Genomic DNA, 19300 nt, shown 5'->3' with positions numbered 1-19300 from the left:
TCTACGACTATTGGCGTGTCTCTCCCCAAACCGCCAGCTCACACGCTATCTAGACGACTTTGACGGCACCCTGCGTGCGGCGCTATGCGCAAAACCGGGAGATATTGCTCGCGGGCCTGCCGAAGATCGGTATCACCGACCTCGCGCCGGCCGATGGCGCCTTTTATGTTTATGCGAATATTGGACATCTGACGGACGACTCGCTCGCGTGGTGCCAGAGGGTGCTCGCGGAAACCGGAGTGGCCCTGACTCCCGGCGTGGATTTCGACCCGGTGGGCGGCGGCAGTACCGTGCGGATGAGCTTTGCCGGCGCGGGTGCGGACATTGCCGAGGCGTTGGCGCGGCTCGCCCACTTCGGGCTCTGACCTGGGTTCATTTCAGGTCACAATTTAATGCGCTGAACCCCCTCCACTCCAAATCGCTCCGGTGTATGTGAGGATTGGGCATGGCTACTGCGTCTACGAGCAAGGGTGAGTTGCGCCGTCAGCAGCTCATCGACTCTGCGGTTGGGCTCTTTCATGAGCGAGGATTATCTGCGGTCCGGCACCGCTCCGTGGCGGACCGAGCCGGGGTTCCATTATCCGCGACTACTTATTACTTCTCCTCCATAGATGAATTGTTAACTATTGTTGTGCGGGAGAGCACGCTCAACGAGCACAAGGCCATGCAGGATCGGGTGGACCGCATTCATTTGCGCCGGCGGGGAGCCGAGGCGACCGCGGATTTGCTGGTGGACCTGGTCGTCGCCCCAGAGGGGAAAGTCAACCGGGACGAGCTCGTCGCGCGCATGGAGCGGATCACCGCGTCGGCCCGGGTGCAGGAATTGCGGGACGTGCACATGGCCATCGCCCCCGATTACATTCGGATGATCGGCGAAGCGCTGCGCAAGTCCGGTCGCGTGGTCACGACCAAGAACATGGCCCACCTCACCGCGATGGTCAATGGCACGCTGCTCGCGTCCATGCTCTTCGACGGCTCGGATCCACGCTCGGATGTGCGTGCCGCGCTGATTCCGGTCATTGACGTGCTGGCCCCGCTGGCGCCGGCCCCGGGTGACGCCGAGACCGACTGAGCTAGGCGCACTGACGCCACGCCGGACCGCATCGCGCATAATGGGCGCCGTGGCTGCCCAGAAGAAGCGTGTCTCCAATGTCCTCGCCAACCGCTACGCCAGCCCGGAGCTCGTAGAGCTCTGGTCCGCGGAGCATAAGATCATCCTCGAGCGTCAGCTCTGGATCGCGGTCCTCCGCGCCCAGGCCGAGCTCGGCATCCCCGTCCCGGACGAGGCGTTTGCCGACTACGAGCGGGTCCTGAACCAGGTGGACCTGGACTCGATCGCCGCGCGCGAGCTCGTCACCCGACACGACGTCAAGGCCCGCATCGAGGAGTTCAACGCCCTCGCCGGCCACGAGCACGTGCACAAGGGCCTGACCAGCCGCGACCTCACCGAGAACGTGGAGCAGCTGCAGATCCTGCGCTCGCTCGAGCACGTGCACGCCCACGGCGTGGCCACCGTCGCGCGACTCGGAGCCAAGGCCGCCGAGTACTCGAGCCTGGTCATGGCCGGCCGCAGCCACAACGTCGCGGCCCAGGCCACCACGCTGGGCAAGCGTTTCGCATCCGCGGCCGACGAGATGCTCGTGGCGCTCACCCGCCTGCGCGAGCTGATCGACCGCTACCCGCTGCGCGGCATCAAGGGCCCCATGGGCACCGCGCAGGACATGCTCGACCTGCTCGACGGCGACGCGGGCAAGCTCGAGGAGCTCGAGGCGAAGGTCGCGAAGCACCTCGGCTTCGCGCACGTGTTCACCAGCGTCGGCCAGGTGTACCCGCGCTCGCTCGACCACGACGTGCTCTCCGCGCTGGTTCAGCTCGGCGCCGGGCCATCGTCCTTCGCCCACACCATCCGCCTGATGGCGGGCCACGAGCTGGTCACCGAGGGCTTCCAGCCCGGCCAGGTGGGCAGCTCCGCGATGCCGCACAAGATGAACACCCGCTCCTGCGAGCGCGTCAACGGCCTGCAGGTCATCCTGCGCGGCTACGCATCCATGGCCGCCGAGCTCGCGGGCGCCCAGTGGAACGAGGGCGACGTGTTCTGCTCGGTGGTGCGCCGCGTCGCGCTGCCGGACGCGTTCTTCGCGATCGACGGGCAGGCCGAGACCTTCCTGACCGTCCTCGACGAGTTCGGCGCCTACCCGGCCGTCATCGGCAAGGAGCTTGCCCGCTACCTGCCCTTCCTGGCCACCACGAAGGTCCTCATGGCCGCTGTGCGGGCCGGTGTCGGGCGCGAGACGGCGCACGAGGCGATCAAGGAGCATGCCGTCGCCGTGGCTCTGGCCATGCGCGAGCAGGGCCGTGAGCCGGACCTGCTGGACCGCCTCGCAGCCGACGACCGGCTGCCGCTGGACCGTGCCGGGCTCGACGCCGCGCTGGCCGACAAGTCTGCCTTCATCGGCGCGGCGGAGGCGCAGGTCGCGTCCGTCGTCGCCCGTGTGCAGGCCCTGGTCGACGAGTACCCGGAGGCCGCCGGCTACGCGCCGGCGCCGATCCTCTAATCGGCGCGGGCAGCTGGTAGCGGTACCCGGAGCTCTCCGGGACGGTCCCGTTCCGCAGTCGGGGGACGGGGCCGGCGCTTATAAAACGCGCAGATCAGACGTTATTTCACCCGGCAGTGAGGGAATTCCCACAGGGGTTTGGCTTCGGGGAACGCGCTTCGGCAGATAGGGTATGCAATCGTGCGCCCATCTCTGTCTGACTACACACATCTGGTCACCGGCAAGGTTCGCGATCTCTATGAGATCGACGAGTCAACGCTTCTCATGGTCGCCTCAGACCGTATTTCCGCGTATGACCACGTGCTGGAGACAGCCATCCCCGACAAGGGGCGGATCCTCACGGCCATGAGCGTGTACTTCTTCGAGCAGCTCGCGCTGCCGAACCAGCTCGCCGGCGACGAGTACGACGAGCGGATCCCCGAGGAGCTGCTCGGCCGCGCACTGGTGGTGCACAAGCTGGAGATGGTGCAGATCGAGTGCGTCGCCCGCGGCTTCCTGACCGGCTCCGGCCTGGCCGACTACCAGCGCACCGGCGAGGTGTGCGGCGTCGCCCTGCCCGACGGCCTGGTGGAGTCGAGCCAGCTGGCCGAGCCGATCTTCACCCCGGCCCGCAAGGCCCCGATCGGCTCGCACGATGAGAACATCTCGTTCGAGCAGGTCATCGAGTCCGTCGGCCAGGCCCTCGCGGTCAAGCTGCGCGACGACACCATCGACATCTACTCCCGCGCCTCGATGCTGGCGGCAGATCGTGGAGTCCTGTTGGCGGACACCAAGTTCGAGTTCGGCATCGACCCCAATGGCAACCTCGTGCTGGCCGACGAGGTCCTGACGCCCGATTCCTCCCGCTTCTGGGCGCTGGACGGGTACGAGGCGGGCAAGGTGCAGCCCAGCTTCGACAAGCAGTACGTGCGCGACTGGCTCACCAGCGGCGAGTCCGGGTGGGACAGGGCGTCCGACACCCCGCCGCCCGCACTGCCGGCGCACGTGGTCGACGCGACCCGAGAGCGCTATATCGAGGCCTACGAGAAGATCTCGCGCCGGTCTTTCGAAGACTGGCCGGGCTGATGGTCGAGGTGAACGCGCCCATCGCTGCCCGCAAGCCCATCGAGCGGATCCACCACGGGGACGTCTTCGTCGACGACTACGAGTGGCTGCGCGAGAAGATCGACCCCGAGGTGCTCGCGTACCTCGAGGCGGAGAATGTGTACACGGACGCGCAGACCGCGCACCTGGGCGAGCTGCGCGACCAGATCTTCGAGGAGATCAAGGCGCGTACCCAGCAGACCGACATGTCGGTGCCCGTGCGCGACGGCGACTGGTGGTACTACGGCCGCACCATCGAGGGCCAGCAGTACGCCCTGCAGTGCCGCTGCCCCGCCGAGCCCGATGAGTGGACGCCGCCGGAGCTGACCCCGGGCGTCGCGGTCGACGGCGAACAGGTGCTGCTCGATGGCAATCTCGAGGCGCAGGGACATGAGTTCTTCGCGCTCGGCAGCTTCGCGGTCTCCGACGACGGGAACCTGCTGGCCTACGCCGTCGATAACGAGGGCGACGAGCGGTACACCCTGCGTGTGAAGGACCTGCGCACCGGGCAGCTGCTGCCCGACGAGGTCACCGACACCTTCCCCGGCGCGATGTGGTCGCATGACGGCCAGTACATCTTCTATCCGACGGTGGACGAGTCCTGGCGGCCCGACACCATCTGGCGCCACCTCCTCGGCACGGACAAGGCCGAGGACGTCGCGATCTTCACCGAGCCCGACGAGCGCTACTGGGTGGGCATCGGCGCAACGCGCAGCCGCAAATACCTCGTCATCGAGGTCGGCTCCAAGGTCACCTCAGAGTCCCGGGTGCTCGACGCGGCCGACCCCACTGGTGAGTTCACCGTGGTGCTCCCGCGCCGCGAGGGTGTCGAGTACTCGCTCGAGCATGCCGTGGTCGCTGGCGAGGACCGCTTCCTGATCCTGCACAACGACGGCGCCGAGAACTTCGAGCTGGTCGAGGCCCCGGTGTCCGACCCGACGGCGCAGCGCGTGCTGGTGGCGCACCGCGAGGACGTGCGGCTTGAGGACATGGACGCGTTCGCGTCGCACCTGGTGCTGGGCTACCGGCGTGGGGCTGTGACGCGGCTCGCGATCTGGCCGCTGGACGGGGCTGGCGCGCACGGCTACGGCGAGCTCCGCGAGATGGAGTTCGACGAGGAGCTGTACTCCGTCGGCGCAGGCTCGAACCCGTCGTGGGACGCGCCGACGCTACGCATGGGCTACGGCTCGTTTGTGACGCCGTCCTGCGTGTACGACTACGAGTTCGCCACGAGCACGCTGCATCTGCGCAAGAAGCAGGCCGTGCTGGGGGAGTTCGACCCCGCTGACTACGAGCAGATCCGAGAGTGGGCAATCGCCGAGGACGGTGTGCGCGTGCCGCTCTCGATCATCCGGCGCAAAGGCGACGGTGGTGTTGAGGCTGGGGCGCCCGCGCCGACCCTGCTCTACGGCTACGGCTCCTACGAGGCCAGCATGGACCCGGCGTTCTCGGTGGCTCGGCTCTCGCTGCTTGACCGCGGCGTCGTCTTCGTCGTGGCGCACGTGCGCGGCGGCGGCGAGATGGGGCGCGGCTGGTACGAGAACGGCAAGATGCAGGCCAAGCGGAACACGTTCACAGATTTCATCGCGTGCGGCCAGCACCTGGTGGAGACCGGCGTGACGACGCCCGCGCAGATGGTCGCCGAGGGCGGCAGTGCCGGCGGGCTGCTGATGGGCGCCGTCGCGAATCTCGCGCCGGAGCTGTTCGGCGGCATCCTGGCGATCGTGCCGTTCGTGGACCCGCTGACCTCGATCCTGGATCCCTCGCTGCCGCTGACCGTCATCGAGTGGGATGAGTGGGGCGACCCGCTCCACAACGAGGACGTGTACCACTATATGAAGTCCTATGCGCCGTACGAGAATGTCGAGGCCAAGGACTACCCGCCGATTCTCGCGATCACGAGCCTGAACGACACCCGGGTGCTCTACGTCGAGCCCGCCAAGTGGGTCGCGAAGCTGCGCGCCGTCAAGACCGGGGACGCGCCGCTGCTGCTGCAGACCGAGATGAGCGCGGGCCACGGCGGGGTCAGCGGCCGCTATGACAAGTGGAAGCAGGCCGCGTTCGAGTACGCCTGGGTCATCGCCACGGCCAAGGCTGGCGCCGCGCAGTAGCGTGCGGGGCTAGCGTTCAGGCCTCACTGGAAGCCTGCGTCGTGCAGGACCTGCTGGCCCTGCACGCTGGTCACCAGGTCGATGAACCGCGCTGCGCCGTCGGGGTTCGCGCTGTCCTGCACGCGGGCGATTGGATACTCGTTGACCGCGCCGTCGGACTCGGGAAAATTGATGACCTGTACCTTGTCGCCCGCGGACGCGGCGTCGGTGACGTAGACCAGCCCGGCGTCAGCCTGCCCAGTGGTGATCTTGCCGAGGACGTCGGTGACCGAGGACTCCTCGCTGACGGGCGTCAGCGTGGTGCCCGTGGACTCCGCGATCGTGTCGGTTGCCGTGCCGCACGGCACCTGCGGCGCGCACACCACGAGGCTCAGGCTCGGCGTGGCGAGGTCGGCGAATGACGTGATGCCCGCGGGGTTGCCGGGCGGCGTCACGATGGTCAGGACGTTGCTGGTGAACACCGTGGGAGCGCCGTCGATAAGCCCGGCGGCGACCGCCTTGTCCATGGTCCTCTGGTCGGCGGACGCGAACACGTCGGCGTCCGCGCCGTTGGACATCTGCTCGAGCAGGCTGTTCGAGCCGGCGAAGTTGAAGGTCACCGTGGCGCCCGGGTGTTGCTGCTCGTACAGCGCGCCCAATTCGGTGAAGGTCTTGTTCAGCGACGCGGCGGCGAATACGGTCACGGTCTCGTGGGCCGCGGAGTCGGCGCTGGAGCCGCAGCCGGCGAGGGCCAGGGCAGCGACGGCGAGCGCCGCTACGGCGGTCTTGGTGGCGCGGATCATTCGGCGGTCTCCTGTGTGGTGCTGGGCCGTGCAGTGCTGGGCAAGGGCGTCTCGACGATGACGGTGGTGGCCTTGACGACGGCCACGGCGAGGCTGCCGGGCTCGAGGCGTAGTTCCCGGACAGCCTCCGCGCTCATGAGCGAGACCACGGAGTGGCGGCCGCACTGGATATCCACCTGTGCCATCACCCCGTCCACCACCACGCGGGTCACTAGCCCGACGAACCGGTTCCGCGCGGATCTGCCGATGCCAGAGGGGTCCTCGGCGGTGGTGGCCTGCTCGCGGGCGAACGCGGCGAGTTCTGCACCGTCGAGCAGTTTGCGGCCCTGCTCGTCGGCGGTGGCGCTTAGCTTTCCCGCCTCGACCCAACGATGGACCGTGTCGGTGCTGACTCCCAGCAAATTGGCGGCTTCGCGAACCCGATAGTGCGTCATGATGGAGATTTAACACGCAATTGCGGCTATTTGATAGCGATAGCAACGATTATGCGGCGACAGTGGCGATTTCCGTGATGGGCGGCAGAGTTCACGGTGGTCGGGAGGTAGCGTGGCCACATGAGCTCACAGGAACTTCTCAACCTCCCCGTCAACACCCTCGAGGGTGCCCCCACCACGCTGGGCGCGCAGTCGGGCAAGGCGATCCTCGCGGTCAACGTCGCCTCCAAGTGCGGGCTGACCCCGCAGTACGCCACCCTGGAGAAGCTGGCGCAGGAGTACGCCGAGCGCGGCCTGGCCGTCGTCGGCTTCCCGTGCAACCAGTTCATGGGGCAGGAGCCGGGCTCACCCGAGGAGATCGCGTCCTTCTGCTCCACCACCTACGGCGTGAGCTTCCCCCTGACGGAGAAGATCGAGGTGAACGGCGAGGGCCGCCATCCGATCTACGCCGAGCTGGTGCAGGCCGCTGATGCCGAGGGTGAGGCCGGGGACATCCAGTGGAACTTCGAGAAGTTCCTGATCGGCGCCGACGGCACCGTGCTGAACCGCTTCCGCCCGCGCACCGAGCCCGACGCGCCCGAGGTCATCGCTGCCATCGAGTCGGCCCTCGGGTAAATCTCGCTTAGTCCTCCACAGCTAGATTTCCACCGCAGAGCCAGGCGGCAGCACCAGGAAATCGGTGTCCGCGGGGCCCAGTGCTTTCAGTTGGCGGAAATAGATGCCGAGCCCGTTCTCCGACGCGATCGCGGTGTGGATGGGCACCGCCACGCGGGGGCGCACGGCCCGGTAGTAGTCGATGGTCTCCGACAGCTTCATCCACGGCGCGGTGGCGGGGAGCGCGAGCACGTCGATGGGCCGCTCAGGCGCGAACAGCGCGTCGCCGGGATGCATGAACCGGCCGGGCTGCGCGTGCGTGCTCAAGATGAAGCAGGCGTTGTCGATGACGGGGACGTCCTCGTGGATCACCGCATGGACGCCGCCCACCACGTCGACGGACACGGCCCCGAGGGCGAAGCTGTCACCGGTGTTCGCGGCCTGCCAGCGCCTGCCACCCGGTTCGGCGTTCCCTAGGGCTGCGTTCCACAGGGCCGCGCTCTGCGGATCGCAGTGCAGCTCGGCCTCCGGATTCTGCGCCACCAAGGCTGGCAGGCGTTCGGGATCGCCGTGGTCCGGGTGCTGATGGGTGACCAGGATGGCATCGAGGTCGGTGAGCATTTCGAAGCCCGTCGAGAAGTTGCCGGGGTCGAACAGGATGCGGGAGCCGTCGAGCTCCACCAGCAGGCAGGAGTGTCCGAAATGAGTCAGGCGCATGCCTGTCAGTATGCGCCCCCGGGGTGCTGGAATGGGGTCGGTAGACTGAGCGACGGATTGACACTTTCCAATTCTTATCGCTAGGAGCGCCGGGTGGCCCGTGTAATTGTGGACGTCATGCCCAAGGAAGAGATTCTCGACCCGCAGGGCCAGGCGATCGCCGGGGCGCTGGGGCGCCTTGGCTTCGCCGGAGTCTCGAGCGTGCGACAGGGCAAGCGTTTCGAGCTTGAGGTCGACGGCTCGGTCAGCGACGAGGAGCTCGGCAAGATCGCCGAAGGCCTGCTGGCGAACACCGTCATCGAGAACTGGACCGTCACGCGGGTGCAGCAGGCATGAGCGCGCGTATCGGTGTCATCACGTTCCCGGGCACCCTCGACGATGTCGACGCGGTGCGCGCGGTGAACCTCGCTGGCGGCGAGGCCGTCAACCTTTGGCACGGCGACGCCGACATCAAGGGTGTCGACGCGGTCATCGTGCCGGGCGGCTTCTCCTACGGGGACTACCTGCGCTGCGGCGCGATCGCGCGCTTCGCGCCGGTGATGGGCACGGTCATCGAGGCGGCCAAGGGCGGCATGCCCGTCTTGGGCATCTGCAATGGCTTCCAGGTGCTGTGCGAGGCCGGGCTACTGCCGGGCGCACTCACCCGCAACCAGGACCTGCGCTTCGTGTGCAAGGACGAGTGGCTGCGCGTGGAGTCCAACAGCACCGTGTGGAGCTCGCGCTATGAGGTCGGCGCCGAGATCCTGGTGCCGCTCAAGTCCGGCGAGGGGCGCTACCAGGCGTCCGAGCAGGTGCTGGACGAGCTCGAGGGCGAGGGCCGCGTCGTGTTCCGCTACGCCGGGGACAACATCAACGGCTCCGAGCGCGGCATCGCCGGCATCGCGTCGGCGAACGGCCGCATCGTCGGGCTGATGCCGCACCCCGAGCACGCCACCGAGCCCCTCACCGGGCCGAGTGACGACGGGTTGGGCATGTTCCTGTCGGTGCTGGACGGCGTGCTGACCGCCTAGTCTGAGCAGGCGTGTGACGCACGGGGAGGTCGGACCAATGGTCCGGCCTCCCCGTCTTTTTGCCCAAACCAGCGCGCGAACGTGTTCCCACTGGCTACCGTCGAGGCCATGATCTCCACGGTGGTCTGGGGCACTGGCAACGTCGGGCGTGCCGCCATTCGCGCGGTCGACGCGCATCCTGAGCTCGAGCTCGCCGCGGTGCTGGTGCACAACCCGGACAAGGTCGGCCGAGACGCCGGCGCGCTCGCGGGCCTCGACCGCGACCTCGGCGTCGCGGCCACGGACGATATCGCCGTGGTGCTCGCCGCCCGCCCGGGGGCGGTGGTGTACGCGGCTTCCGGCGATATCCGGCCCGACGACGCCCTCGCCGACGTGTGCGCCGCGATCCGTGCCGGCGCCGTGGTCGTCTCCCCGGCGCTGTTCCCGCTGTACGACCCGGTCAACGCCCCGGCGGAGCTGCGGGAGCCGGTGCTGGCCGCAATCGCGGCGGGCGGCGGCTCGCTGTTCTGCTCCGGCGTCGATCCCGGCTGGGGTAACGACGTCCTGCCGCTGTTGCTCAGCGGGCTCGGCAGCCAGGTCGACGTCATTCGCTGCCAGGAGATCTTCGACTACTCCACCTACGACCAGCCGGACGCGGTGCGCTATCTCGTGGGCATGGGCCAGCCGATGGATTACGAGCCGCCGATGCTCGCGCCGACGATCCCCACGATGGTCTGGGGCGGCCAGGTGCGGCTGATCGCCCGGGGCCTCGGCGTCGAGCTCGACGAGATCCGCGAGACTAGCGACCGGCGCGCGCTCGAGGCCACCGTCGGCACCGCCACGATGGGCGTATTCGAGGCGGGGACCCAGGGCGCGGTGCGCTTCGAGCTGCAGGGCATCGTCGGCGGCGAGCCGCGGATCGTCATCGAGCACGTCACCAGGATCCACCCGTCCTGCGCGCCGGACTGGCCGACGCCGCCCGACGGGGACGGGGCGCACCGGGTGATCATCGAGGGCCGGCCCCGCATCGAGGTCACGGTGGAGTGCTCGGACGAGGGCGGCAGCCGGGCCGCTGGCGGGAACGCCACCGCGGTCGGCAGACTGGTGGGAGCAATCGACTGGCTCGTCGCCGCGGAGTCCGGGCTCTACGACGCGCTCGACATCCCGCTGCGGCCCGCAGTTGGCAAACTCGGCAGAATGTGAGGACCAGCGATGCGCATCGATATTCCGGAGGGCAAGGACCCCATCGGCTATGTCTGGGGTGAGATGGTCCCGGGCATCGGCCGCGCGGCCTCGAAGTTTTCGGCGGCTGTGTACGCCGACTCGACGATCGACCTGCGCGCCTTCGAGGCGGCGCGGCTGCGGATCGCCCAGATCAACGGGTGCCTGTTCTGCCAGGACTGGCGGACCGAGCGCGACGGGCAGACAGTCGAGACCGGCTTCGACGACGCCGTGGAGCAGTGGCGCACCACCGACGTCCTCGACGAGCGCGCCAGGCTGGCCGCCGAGTACGCCGAGCGGTACGCGCTGGACCACCACAGCCTCGACGACGAGTTCGGGGAGCGCATGCTCGCACAGTTCAGCCAGACTGAGGTCGTGGAGCTGTCCATGAGCATCGGCTCCTGGCTGGCGTTCGGCCGGCTCAACCGCGTATTCGGGCTTGACACCGTCTGCGCCCTACCGAGCCATTAGCCAGTCCAGCCACTAGTCTGCCGGGGAACCCCCGTCAGCAACCTCCGCAGCCCGACGGCCGCCGTCAGGGGGATCGCGGCCGCGACGAGCCAGGGCACGGGGCTCCAGCCGGGCGTGGCGGGCACCAGGTCCATCACGAATCCGAGCACGATCGTGCCGAGCAGCACCCCGACGCCGCCGACCGAGGCGAGGAAGCCGAAGTGGGCGCCCTGCCGTCGGCCCTCGGCCAGCACCGGCACCAGGTCTCGGATGAACGGCATCGCGATCATCTGACCGACGGTGAGCAGGATGACGAAGACAATGCCGGGGGCGAGTCCGACGGCGCCGTGGAGGGCGAACGGGCCTGCAGCGGCGACCGCGAGGAAGCCCATCCCGATGATCGCGATGCCGATCGGGATCACCCGGTGGCTGGCTAAGGGCCGGAGCCTGCGGGTGATCCGCAGCTGGGCGCCGATCACCAGCACCGAGGACAGCATGAACAGGAACCCGATGGGGGCCTGGGATCCCCACGCCCGCTCCACCTCGAGGGGCAGCAACAGATACAGCTGGTTGTAGGCGATCAACTGGCTGCTGACCAGGAGCGAGAAGGCCACGAACCGCCTATTGGCGAGCACCTCCCGCACCCCCGCGAGCCATGACTCCGAGGCGTGTGCCCCGGGGGTCCGCGGCAACCAGCGGAGATGCCCGATGAGGACCAGCACGAACACCCCGGCCGCGACGAGGCAGGCGGAGCGGAAATCGACCAGGAGCAGCGCCGAGCCGAGCAGCGGGCCAGTGAAGCTGCCGATCTGCCCGCACACCGAGAACAGGGCGAAGACCTCGACCCGCGTCTGGCCGCCGTCGCGCTCGCCCCGGCCGCCCTCCACGGCGAGCGCGGACTCCACCGCGGGCGAGAACAGCGCCGCGGCGAACCCGGTGAGCACGGTCGCCGCGAGGACGAGGCCCAGCGAGCTGGCGAACGCGAGCCCCAGGAAGCCCAGGACCCGCAACACACAACCGGTGAGCACGGCGGGCCGGACACCCCAGCGGTCCGCGAGGATGCCGCCGAAGATGAACAGGCCCTGCTGTGAGAACGTCCGCAGTCCCAGCACCGCGCCCACGACCAGCGTGGTCATGCCGAGGTCCTGGCTCAGGTGCACCGCGAGATACGGCAGGACCATGAAGAACCCGATATTGAACGCGAGCTGAGTCAGGACGAGCAGCCGCACGACGGGTGTGGCGTCGGCCAGGGTGCGACTCAGCGAGGCGCGAGTGCCCCGGGAGCCCCTCATCAACTGACCGACACAGACACCGGGCCTGGCTCGAAGCGGACGGTCAGCCGGTGGTCCGGGCCCTCGGCGCTCACGTGGGCGCGCACGTCGTAGACGTCGGCGATCAGCTCCGCGGTCAGCACTTCCTCCGGGGTGCCCCCGGCGACGACCCGCCCGTTCTTGAGGATCAGCAGCTGGTCGCAGAACATCGCGGCGAGGTTCAGATCGTGCAGCGCGACGACGCTGGTGATCGGCAGCCGGGCCACCAGCGCCAACAGTTCGAGCTGGTGGTGGATGTCGAGGTGGTTCGTTGGCTCGTCCAGGAGCATCTCGCGCGGCTCCTGGGCAAGGGCCCGGGCGATCTGCACGCGCTGGCGCTCGCCGCCGGACAGGGTCTGCCACCTGCGGTCGATCTTGTCCGTCAGCCCGGTATAGGCCAGCGCCGAGTCGATGGCGGCGGTATCGGCGCCGACGTCGCCGCCGAACGCGCCCCGGTGGGGGATCCGGCCCAGGCGCACGACGTCGTGGACGGAGATGTCGATGTCGGTCTCCGCGTGCTGGCTGACCACTGCGACCGCGCGGGCGGTGTTCCGGCGCCGGATCGTCGACAGCTCCGCGCCGTCCAGGGTCACCACGCCGGCGGTGGGGCGGGCCACCCCGCTCATCAGTTGGAGCAGCGAGGACTTGCCGGAGCCGTTGGGGCCGAGCAGCCCCACCATGTCGCCCGGCCGCGGGGTGAGGGTGACGCCGTCGACGACCAGCGCGCCGCCGCGGCGCCATTGCACGTCATGAGCCTGCAGGGTCACTGGACCTTCTTCCGACGGGCCATGATGAAGATGAACGCGGGGACCCCCACCAGAGCCGTGCCCACTCCGACGGGCAGGGGAGTGGGGGCGAACGCGACCCGGGACACGGCGTCCACCCACACCATGAAGATCGCGCCGATCAGGGCAGTCGCGGGGATGAGCCGGCTGTGCCGGGAGCCCACGAGGAAGCGGGCGGCGTGCGGGAGCACCAAGCCGACGAACCCGATTGCCCCTGCCACGCTGACGAGGGTCGCGGTGATCAGCGCCGTGACGACCAAAAGGAAGATTCGGGTTCGCCGCACATTGATGCCGAGAGAGGCCGCCACCTCGTTGCCGAACGCGAACGCGTCGAGCACGTGGCTTTGGCGGAGGCAGATCACGGTGCCGATCGCGACCACTACCGCGCACAGGACCACATCGTTCCAGCGGACGCCCTCGAGCGAGCCGAGCAGCCAGAACATGACGCCCCGCGTCTCGTCCGAGTCCGCGAACGCGAAGATCACAAACGACGTGAGGGCAGCGAAAAGCTGGGTGCTCGCGACGCCCGCGAGGATTACCCGGTCATTGCTGCCGCCGGCGAGGTGCGCCAGGAACAACACGAGGGCGAAGGCGACGAGCGCGCCGATGAACGCGCCGCCGGACAACCCGAGCGCGGAGCTGCCGATGCCGAGCACGCCCACCACCACCGCCCCGGTGGAGGCGCCGGAGGAGATGCCGAGGACGAACGGATCGGCCAGGGGGTTGCGGAGCAGGGACTGCATGATGACGCCGCAGATACCGAGCCCGATCCCGCACGCCGCGGCCACGAGAGCCCGGGGCAGGCGCTCCTGCCACACGATCGCGTCCTTGGACACACGGACGGGGATGTCGGCGAGGCCCAGATGGTTCAGGACCACGTCCCGGACGTTGACCAGGGACACGTCGGCGGGGCCGAGCGTCATGGCGATGAGCACCGAGACGACGAGCAGTGCGAGCCCGCCTGCGACGAGGGCGGTCGTGCGGACCCACCGGATCTGGGTCCCGCCGGATCCAGTGGGCGCGGTGGGTGCGGACTTCGCCAGTTCGGCCGTGGCGGTCAGGAGCCCAGTCCCAGCTCCTGGAGGCCGGACGCCATCTTCTCGGCGCCGTCGACGGTGCGGATGGAGGGGTTCATCTCCGCGCCGTGGAGCGAGATGTACCGCTTGTTCTGCACGGCGGGCATCGTCATGGTCAGCGGGTCGGACTCGAGGAACGCGATCTTGTCCGCGAGGAGGTCGCCGGGGAAACGGTTGCGGGCGAGGTCGCCGAGGACGAGGACGTCGGGGTCCATGTCGACCATGGTCTCCCAGCCCACCGCGGGCCAGTCGTCGGCGGTCGCGGCGAACACGTTGGTCGCGCCGACGGACGTGGCCAGCAGGCTGGCCGAACCGAGTCCGCCCGCGATGTACGGGCTCTTGGTGTCGGCGAACCAGAACGCCATGCTGACGTCCGACGCGTCGATTACTCCGGTCGCGGCGGCCATCCGGCCCTGGAGCTCGCTGATGAACTCGGCGCCGCGCTCCTGCACGTCGAAGATCTCCGCGAGCTCGGCGATCTCCAGGTAGAGCGTGTCCATGGTCAGGGGCGTCGTGCGGGTGTTGCCGCCGTTGACGCTCAGGCCGTTGTCGCAGTCGGTGGGGGACAGGTATGTCTCGATGCCGGTCTCCGCCAATCGAGTCCGCTCCGCCACGCCACCCTGCTTGAAGTGGCGGCCGAACGATGCGGTGATGAAGTCCGGATCCGTGTCCAAGACCACCTCGTAGGTGGGCGCGTTGTCGGACAGCCGGGGCACGGCGGAGTTCGCCGCGGCCAGGTTCTCGCGGATCGGGTCCGTCCAGGCCGCGGAGCCGACCAAACGGTCCTCGAGGCCGAGGGACAGCAGGATCTCCGTGGAGTTCTGGTCCAGGGAGACGACGCGCTGCGGGGCCGCGTCGACGGTCACGGTCTCGCCGCAGTTCTCGAGCGTCAGCGGGTAGCTGGTGGAGCCCTCGCCGGCGGTGGCCGCGCGCTCCTGGACGGTCTCGGATGCGCCGCAGGCGACGAGCAGGCTGCCGGCCACGGTGAGGGCGGCGAGCGCGCCGGCTGCGCGGATGGATTTTCGCATGGGTGGTCGTCCTTCGTCGGGCAGGGCAGGGGTGGCGACCCGAGCGGCCTGTCGAGGCAGGAGACGAGCACCGAGGAGAGATGTTAATTGAGGGTTGCCTAAGTGACCAATCGCGGTGTCGATGACCGGTCGGTGGCAGACGGATACGGCCCGCAGAACTCGGTGCGTGATGCGTCGAGTTCTGCGGGCCGTTCGATCGCGCGGTCCCAGCTCAGCGGGTGAGCGGGACCGCAGCCTCGTCCGAGTAGACGATGAACGTCAACGTCTCCTGGAGGTACAGCTCGATGCTCTCTGCGTCGTGCGAGGTGTAGCCGATGGACAGGTCCTGCCCGATCTGCAGTTCGAAGTCCCCGCCGCGGGTGGTCACCACCAGCGCGCCGTCCATGCCCGGAGCCCAGATGATGTCGCCCTCGATCTGGCGGTCGAGCTGATCACGCACCGGATACCCGTGGTCGGAGGTCTCGCTCACGAGGGTGTACGCCTCGGCGTCGAGCAGCACCGAGTAGGGGCCGTCCACTCCGGCCAGTCGCAGCTTGGTCAGGGCCTGGGCCAGGGCATTCGGCGCGTCGAGCGGATCGGTCGGGAGTGCCAGCACATCATGTGAGGACGCCTGCTTGATGCCGGTGATCTGGGCGGCCGCGTAGCCCTCGAAGATCGCGCGGTCCTCGCTCAGCGCCATCGTGGTGGCGGCCTCCTTCACTGGATCCCAGTCGGAGTCCTTCGCGCCGCGCTCTACGTTGTCGACTGCGGCGCGGGTCACGGTGAAGGGCACCCGTAACTCCACGACAGGCTGGGCGGTGCGCAAGCGGGCCTGGACGCCCTCGGTGGGGGCGTCGATGGCGGCGGTGTGGCCGGTGCCGATGGCGGCCAGCTCGAACCCGGCCGGGCCCACCACGTCCACGATGCGACGGCCGGCGATGTTCCGCTTGAACGTGCGGCTCGCCTCTTCCTCGATCTCGGCCCAGGCGGCCGGGGTGATGGGGGCCAGGTCGCGGTGCAGGTTGTTCATCGGTTGGTGCTCCTTCTCAGGCTGCCGATTCCCAGGGAACCGTCGGATGGGGGAGTGCTGGCCGAGCTGGCCTCAGGTGCGTCCGAGGTGCCCGGGGCGGGCGGAAGCTTGTCTAGGAAATCCACCGTGGGCACGAAGTAGAGGCTGCCGGTGACCGCGGTGGAGAAGTCAAGGATCCGGTCGTAATTGCCGGGCGGATCGCCCAGGAACATGTTGCGCAGCATGCGCTCGATGGTGTCGGCGCGCGCCGCATAGCCGATGAAATAGGTGCCGTGCTCATCCTCCCCAATCGACCCGAACGGCATGTTCACGCGGAGGATATCCAGGTCGTTGCCGGCGTCATCGGTGATGTCGCTGTTGAGCGCCACATGGGAGTTTGCCGGCGGATCGTCGAACTCGACATCGTCGGCTTTGGTGCGGCCGATCACGCGTTGCTGCTCGTCGATGGAGAGGGCATCCCAGGCGGACATATCGTGCAGGTACTTCTGCACGATGACGTAGCTGCCGCTCCGGTACTGCGGATCCTCATCGCCGATGGTGGTGGCGTCGACCGCGGCCTGCCCGTCGGGATTCTCGGTGCCGTCGACGAAGCCCAGCAGGTCGCGGCGGTCGAAGTACCGGAAACCGTGCACCTCGTCAATGACGGTGGCATTGCCGCGCAGCTTGCCCATGATCTGCGTGGCTAGGGCGTAGCACGCGTCGAGGCTGTTCGCGCGGAGGTGGAACAGCAGGTCCCCGGGGGTGCTCGGGGCGCTGTGCCGGTCGCCGTCGAGCGGGGTGAACGGGTGCAGCTCGGCCGGCGGCACGGCGGAGAATAGGCGGGGCCAGAGCCGTGCGCCGATGCCGACCACGACCTCGAGCTCCGCCTCGGGAACGCGGAACCCGGAGGTCTTGCGCAGGCTCGCCAGCGTGGGTAGCAGGTCGCGGACGGCATCCTCGCCGCCGCTCTCAACTGTCACGACCAGGAAGATTGCCGCCGGCGTCAGAGCCGTCGTGACCGCCTGCGGTATCGCGGCCTGCTGCCGTGCGGACAAGGACTGCGCCGTGGTCCCGGATTGCGGGTCTGCCATTCAGTTCCCCTTGCAGTCGGTGTGTTAACTCGCCACGCCCACACTAGGGGAACCCCCTGACAATTGTCGCGGGTCCGGTGGTCAAGGTCTGACCGCTGCGCGGAACTCCCCTCGAAGGGTCGGGTTGGTGTCCAGCTGGCCACGTAGCGCACACGTTGTGGTGCGGGCGCTGGCAGATCGCACGCCGCGCATGGACATGCACAGGTGCTCGGCCTCCAACTGCACGGCCACGCCGTCGGCCTGCAGACGCTCTTGGAGGAAGTCCGCGATCTGTGTGGTCAGCCGCTCCTGTGTCTGCAGGTCGCGGGCGAAATGGTCGACGACCCGCGCCAACTTGGACAGTCCCACCACCCGCTCGCCCGGGAGGTACGCCACGTGCGCGATGCCACGGAAGGGGACCAGATGGTGTTGGCACAGCGATGTGAACTCGATATCGCGGACGAGGACCATGTCGTGATATTCGCCGTCGTTCGGGAATGTGGTCAGGGTGAACGTCGCGGGCTCCAACATCTCGCGGAAGTAGCGCGCGACGCGGCGGGGCGTGTCCACCACATGCGGATCGCCTGGGTCCCTGCCGAGCGCGAGGAGGAGATCGCTCATCGCCCGTTCGGCGGCGCGCAGGTCGATGCGGCTGTCCGGACGGATGACCTCGGCGCTGGTGGCCGCGGCCGCAGGCTCCGTCGGGTGGCGTGGAGCCTGAGCCGCTGTGTTGATGGTCATGAGGCGGCGGTCGCACTGGTGGTGACCTGACCTACGGCCTTGTGGTTATTGGTCAGCCCGATGGTGTTCGCCGCGTACTTGTTGGCGAGGAGCCCAAGAGCGACGGCGCCGATAAGGAGGCCGAAGTCGCGCAGCGCCACGTCATACATCCGGAATCCGATGTCGTAATCGGACAGCGTGTAAAACGCTGAGAACGTGACGAGGTTGACGATGATCCCGGCCAGCCACAGGGAGACGACCCAGGCGCCGATGCGAGGGGCGACGGCGACGAGCAGGCCGGCGACGATCTCGATGACGCCGATGATGTACATCCCCGTTTGCGCGTCACCTGGCAGGGCGGTGTCAATCCACGGCACCAGGTAATGCGGCCAGTCGGTCATGAGGTTGAAGAACTTGTCGAGGCCGAAAAGGATCGGGGCGACTACGAAGACCGAGCGGAGTACGAAGAACGCCGCATATCCCGGGTCGGACCTCAGGGTGGAGATGGAGGGCCTGTCAGTGCTGGTCATGACGGTTCCTTTCTAAAAGTGGTTAATATTGATGTTAGAACCTTTCCGGAGGTTTCGTCAACCGGATTATGTTTTACAATCGAGGGATGGACATGGAATACCAGCGGAAGGCAAGCGCGAATCTGCAACGCGGTGACGTGTCGGCGATCGCGGCGCTCGACGAGCCCGTCCGCCGTCGGCTCTACGACTATGTCGAGGAGCGGCGGGCCCCGGTGGGGCGCGACGAGGCGGCCGAGGCGCTGGGCCTGACCAGGTCCACCGCCGCGTTCCACCTCGACAAACTGGTCGATGAGGGGCTGCTGACTGCCGAATTCGCCCGGCTCACCGGACGCACCGGGCCGGGGTCTGGGCGGCCGTCGAAGCTCTATCGCCGCTCAGACCGGGAGATCGAGGTGAGCCTGCCCGGCCGGCAGTACGAGCTGATGGGCCAACTGCTTGTCGGCACCATCGTCGAGGCGGACAGGGCCGCGGGCGGGGAGTCGCCCAGCACCATCCTGAGCCGTCGGGCACGCGAGCTCGGCCGCGAGATCGGGGTCGACGCGCGGGGCGGGGACCTGCTGGGCTGCCTCGCCCGCTTCGGCTTCGAGCCGCGGGTGGAGGCCGACGTTATCCGCCTCGGGAACTGCCCGTTCCACGCGCTCGCCGCGCAGCACACCGAGCTGGTCTGCGGGATGAACCTGGACCTGCTCGACGGCGTCGTCGACGGGATTGGCGCCGCGGACTACCGTGCCGACCTCGACCCCGAGGACGGGTACTGCTGCGTCCGCCTGCGCCAGGCCGGCGGCGAGGGCTCCGACGTGGAGGGCTCTGACGTGGAGGTGCCATGTCGTTGTGACGTGGACCCCGGCCTGTCATGA

21 protein-coding genes and 2 pseudogenes are annotated in these 19300 nt (G+C 68.4%); 12 read left to right on the top strand and 11 right to left on the bottom strand.

Annotation, left to right across the window (positions count from 1 at the left end):
• Positions 1 to 74 precede the first annotated feature (74 nt).
• From TBIF_RS07750 to TBIF_RS07730, 6 genes and pseudogenes are all read left to right on the top strand, one after another.
• Positions 75 to 365 (top strand): annotated as a pseudogene (locus TBIF_RS07750) (aminotransferase class I/II-fold pyridoxal phosphate-dependent enzyme); the annotation flags it as partial.
• An 80-nt stretch (positions 366 to 445) separates the two neighbouring features.
• Positions 446 to 610 (top strand): annotated as a pseudogene (locus TBIF_RS26600) (TetR/AcrR family transcriptional regulator); the annotation flags it as partial.
• A gap of 21 nt (positions 611 to 631) precedes the next feature.
• The gene (locus TBIF_RS07745) at positions 632 to 1072 is read left to right on the top strand and encodes a hypothetical protein (RefSeq protein ID WP_051461415.1); all 441 of its coding nucleotides are present in this window, start codon (positions 632 to 634) and stop codon (positions 1070 to 1072) included.
• Positions 1073 to 1121: 49 nt separating this feature from the next.
• The gene (gene purB / locus TBIF_RS07740) at positions 1122 to 2555 is read left to right on the top strand and encodes an adenylosuccinate lyase (RefSeq protein ID WP_235174579.1); all 1434 of its coding nucleotides are present in this window, start codon (positions 1122 to 1124) and stop codon (positions 2553 to 2555) included.
• A 180-nt stretch (positions 2556 to 2735) separates the two neighbouring features.
• Entirely contained in the window at positions 2736 to 3620 is an 885-nt protein-coding gene (locus tag TBIF_RS07735; RefSeq protein ID WP_024794256.1) for a phosphoribosylaminoimidazolesuccinocarboxamide synthase, read from the top strand.
• Positions 3620 to 5749 (top strand): S9 family peptidase, encoded by a 2130-nt coding sequence (locus tag TBIF_RS07730; RefSeq protein WP_038170334.1) that lies wholly within the window; start codon positions 3620 to 3622, stop codon positions 5747 to 5749. The genes TBIF_RS07735 and TBIF_RS07730 overlap by 1 nt, the downstream gene beginning before the upstream one ends.
• A gap of 23 nt (positions 5750 to 5772) precedes the next feature.
• Here the strand turns inward: TBIF_RS07730 and modA are convergent, their stop codons facing one another.
• Entirely contained in the window at positions 5773 to 6531 is a 759-nt protein-coding gene (modA, locus tag TBIF_RS07725) for a molybdate ABC transporter substrate-binding protein (RefSeq protein WP_024794254.1), read from the bottom strand.
• The gene (locus TBIF_RS07720; protein WP_024794253.1) at positions 6528 to 6965 is read right to left on the bottom strand and encodes a TOBE domain-containing protein; all 438 of its coding nucleotides are present in this window, start codon (positions 6963 to 6965) and stop codon (positions 6528 to 6530) included. Before TBIF_RS07720 ends, modA begins: the two co-directional genes overlap by 4 nt.
• Before the next feature lie 120 nt (positions 6966 to 7085).
• Here TBIF_RS07720 and TBIF_RS07715 point away from each other — a divergent pair, with 120 nt between their 5' ends.
• Positions 7086 to 7580, top strand: a complete 495-nt coding sequence (locus TBIF_RS07715) for a glutathione peroxidase (protein ID WP_024794252.1) — start codon at positions 7086 to 7088, stop codon at positions 7578 to 7580.
• 21 nt (positions 7581 to 7601) lie between these two features.
• On the opposite strand, the gene TBIF_RS07710 is transcribed toward TBIF_RS07715, so the two are convergent.
• Positions 7602 to 8276, bottom strand: a complete 675-nt coding sequence (locus TBIF_RS07710) for an MBL fold metallo-hydrolase (protein WP_024794251.1) — start codon at positions 8274 to 8276, stop codon at positions 7602 to 7604.
• A 93-nt stretch (positions 8277 to 8369) separates the two neighbouring features.
• On the opposite strand from TBIF_RS07710, the gene purS reads away from it, so the two are divergent.
• The 4 genes from purS to TBIF_RS07690 all read left to right on the top strand — a co-directional run bounded on the left by purS (position 8370) and on the right by TBIF_RS07690 (position 10957).
• Complete coding sequence (gene purS, locus TBIF_RS07705; RefSeq protein WP_024794250.1) at positions 8370 to 8612, top strand: phosphoribosylformylglycinamidine synthase subunit PurS; 243 nt, start codon at positions 8370 to 8372, stop codon at positions 8610 to 8612.
• The gene (gene purQ / locus TBIF_RS07700; RefSeq protein WP_024794249.1) at positions 8609 to 9286 is read left to right on the top strand and encodes a phosphoribosylformylglycinamidine synthase subunit PurQ; all 678 of its coding nucleotides are present in this window, start codon (positions 8609 to 8611) and stop codon (positions 9284 to 9286) included. Before purS ends, purQ begins: the two co-directional genes overlap by 4 nt.
• Positions 9287 to 9394: 108 nt before the next feature.
• On the top strand, positions 9395 to 10468 hold the full coding sequence (locus TBIF_RS07695) for an NAD(P)H-dependent amine dehydrogenase family protein (protein WP_024794248.1): 1074 nt from the start codon (positions 9395 to 9397) through the stop codon (positions 10466 to 10468).
• A 9-nt stretch (positions 10469 to 10477) separates the two neighbouring features.
• Positions 10478 to 10957, top strand: a complete 480-nt coding sequence (locus tag TBIF_RS07690) for a carboxymuconolactone decarboxylase family protein (RefSeq protein WP_024794247.1) — start codon at positions 10478 to 10480, stop codon at positions 10955 to 10957.
• On the opposite strand, the gene TBIF_RS07685 is transcribed toward TBIF_RS07690, so the two are convergent.
• The 8 genes from TBIF_RS07685 to TBIF_RS23210 form a co-directional block, all read right to left on the bottom strand.
• On the bottom strand, positions 10954 to 12228 hold the full coding sequence (locus TBIF_RS07685) for an MDR family MFS transporter (RefSeq protein ID WP_024794246.1): 1275 nt from the start codon (positions 12226 to 12228) through the stop codon (positions 10954 to 10956). The genes TBIF_RS07690 and TBIF_RS07685 overlap by 4 nt on opposite strands.
• Entirely contained in the window at positions 12228 to 13013 is a 786-nt protein-coding gene (locus TBIF_RS07680) for an ABC transporter ATP-binding protein (protein ID WP_024794245.1), read from the bottom strand. The genes TBIF_RS07685 and TBIF_RS07680 overlap by 1 nt, the downstream gene beginning before the upstream one ends.
• Positions 13010 to 14026, bottom strand: coding sequence for a FecCD family ABC transporter permease (locus TBIF_RS07675; RefSeq protein ID WP_372435172.1), 1017 nt, complete (start codon positions 14024 to 14026; stop codon positions 13010 to 13012). The genes TBIF_RS07680 and TBIF_RS07675 overlap by 4 nt, the downstream gene beginning before the upstream one ends.
• A gap of 62 nt (positions 14027 to 14088) precedes the next feature.
• Positions 14089 to 15135 (bottom strand): ABC transporter substrate-binding protein, encoded by a 1047-nt coding sequence (locus TBIF_RS07670; protein WP_024794243.1) that lies wholly within the window; start codon positions 15133 to 15135, stop codon positions 14089 to 14091.
• A gap of 211 nt (positions 15136 to 15346) precedes the next feature.
• Positions 15347 to 16144, bottom strand: coding sequence for a family 1 encapsulin nanocompartment shell protein (locus TBIF_RS07665; RefSeq protein ID WP_024794242.1), 798 nt, complete (start codon positions 16142 to 16144; stop codon positions 15347 to 15349).
• Positions 16141 to 17214: a Dyp-type peroxidase gene (locus TBIF_RS07660; RefSeq protein WP_084611601.1), complete on the bottom strand. Its 1074-nt coding sequence runs from the start codon at positions 17212 to 17214 to the stop codon at positions 16141 to 16143. Before TBIF_RS07660 ends, TBIF_RS07665 begins: the two co-directional genes overlap by 4 nt.
• 81 nt (positions 17215 to 17295) lie before the next feature.
• Positions 17296 to 17934 (bottom strand): GTP cyclohydrolase I, encoded by a 639-nt coding sequence (folE, locus tag TBIF_RS07655; RefSeq protein ID WP_024794240.1) that lies wholly within the window; start codon positions 17932 to 17934, stop codon positions 17296 to 17298.
• Complete coding sequence (locus TBIF_RS23210) at positions 17931 to 18443, bottom strand: hypothetical protein (RefSeq protein ID WP_024794239.1); 513 nt, start codon at positions 18441 to 18443, stop codon at positions 17931 to 17933. The genes folE and TBIF_RS23210 overlap by 4 nt, the downstream gene beginning before the upstream one ends.
• Positions 18444 to 18529: 86 nt before the next feature.
• On the opposite strand from TBIF_RS23210, the gene TBIF_RS07645 reads away from it, so the two are divergent.
• On the top strand, positions 18530 to 19300 hold the full coding sequence (locus tag TBIF_RS07645) for a helix-turn-helix transcriptional regulator (RefSeq protein WP_024794238.1): 771 nt from the start codon (positions 18530 to 18532) through the stop codon (positions 19298 to 19300).

Source organism: Tomitella biformata AHU 1821 (assembly GCF_000524475.1).
GTDB classification, from domain to species: domain Bacteria; phylum Actinomycetota; class Actinomycetes; order Mycobacteriales; family Mycobacteriaceae; genus Tomitella; species Tomitella biformata.
Note: the sequence above shows the minus strand (reverse complement) of the source record. Positions and strands in the feature narration are given on the sequence as shown.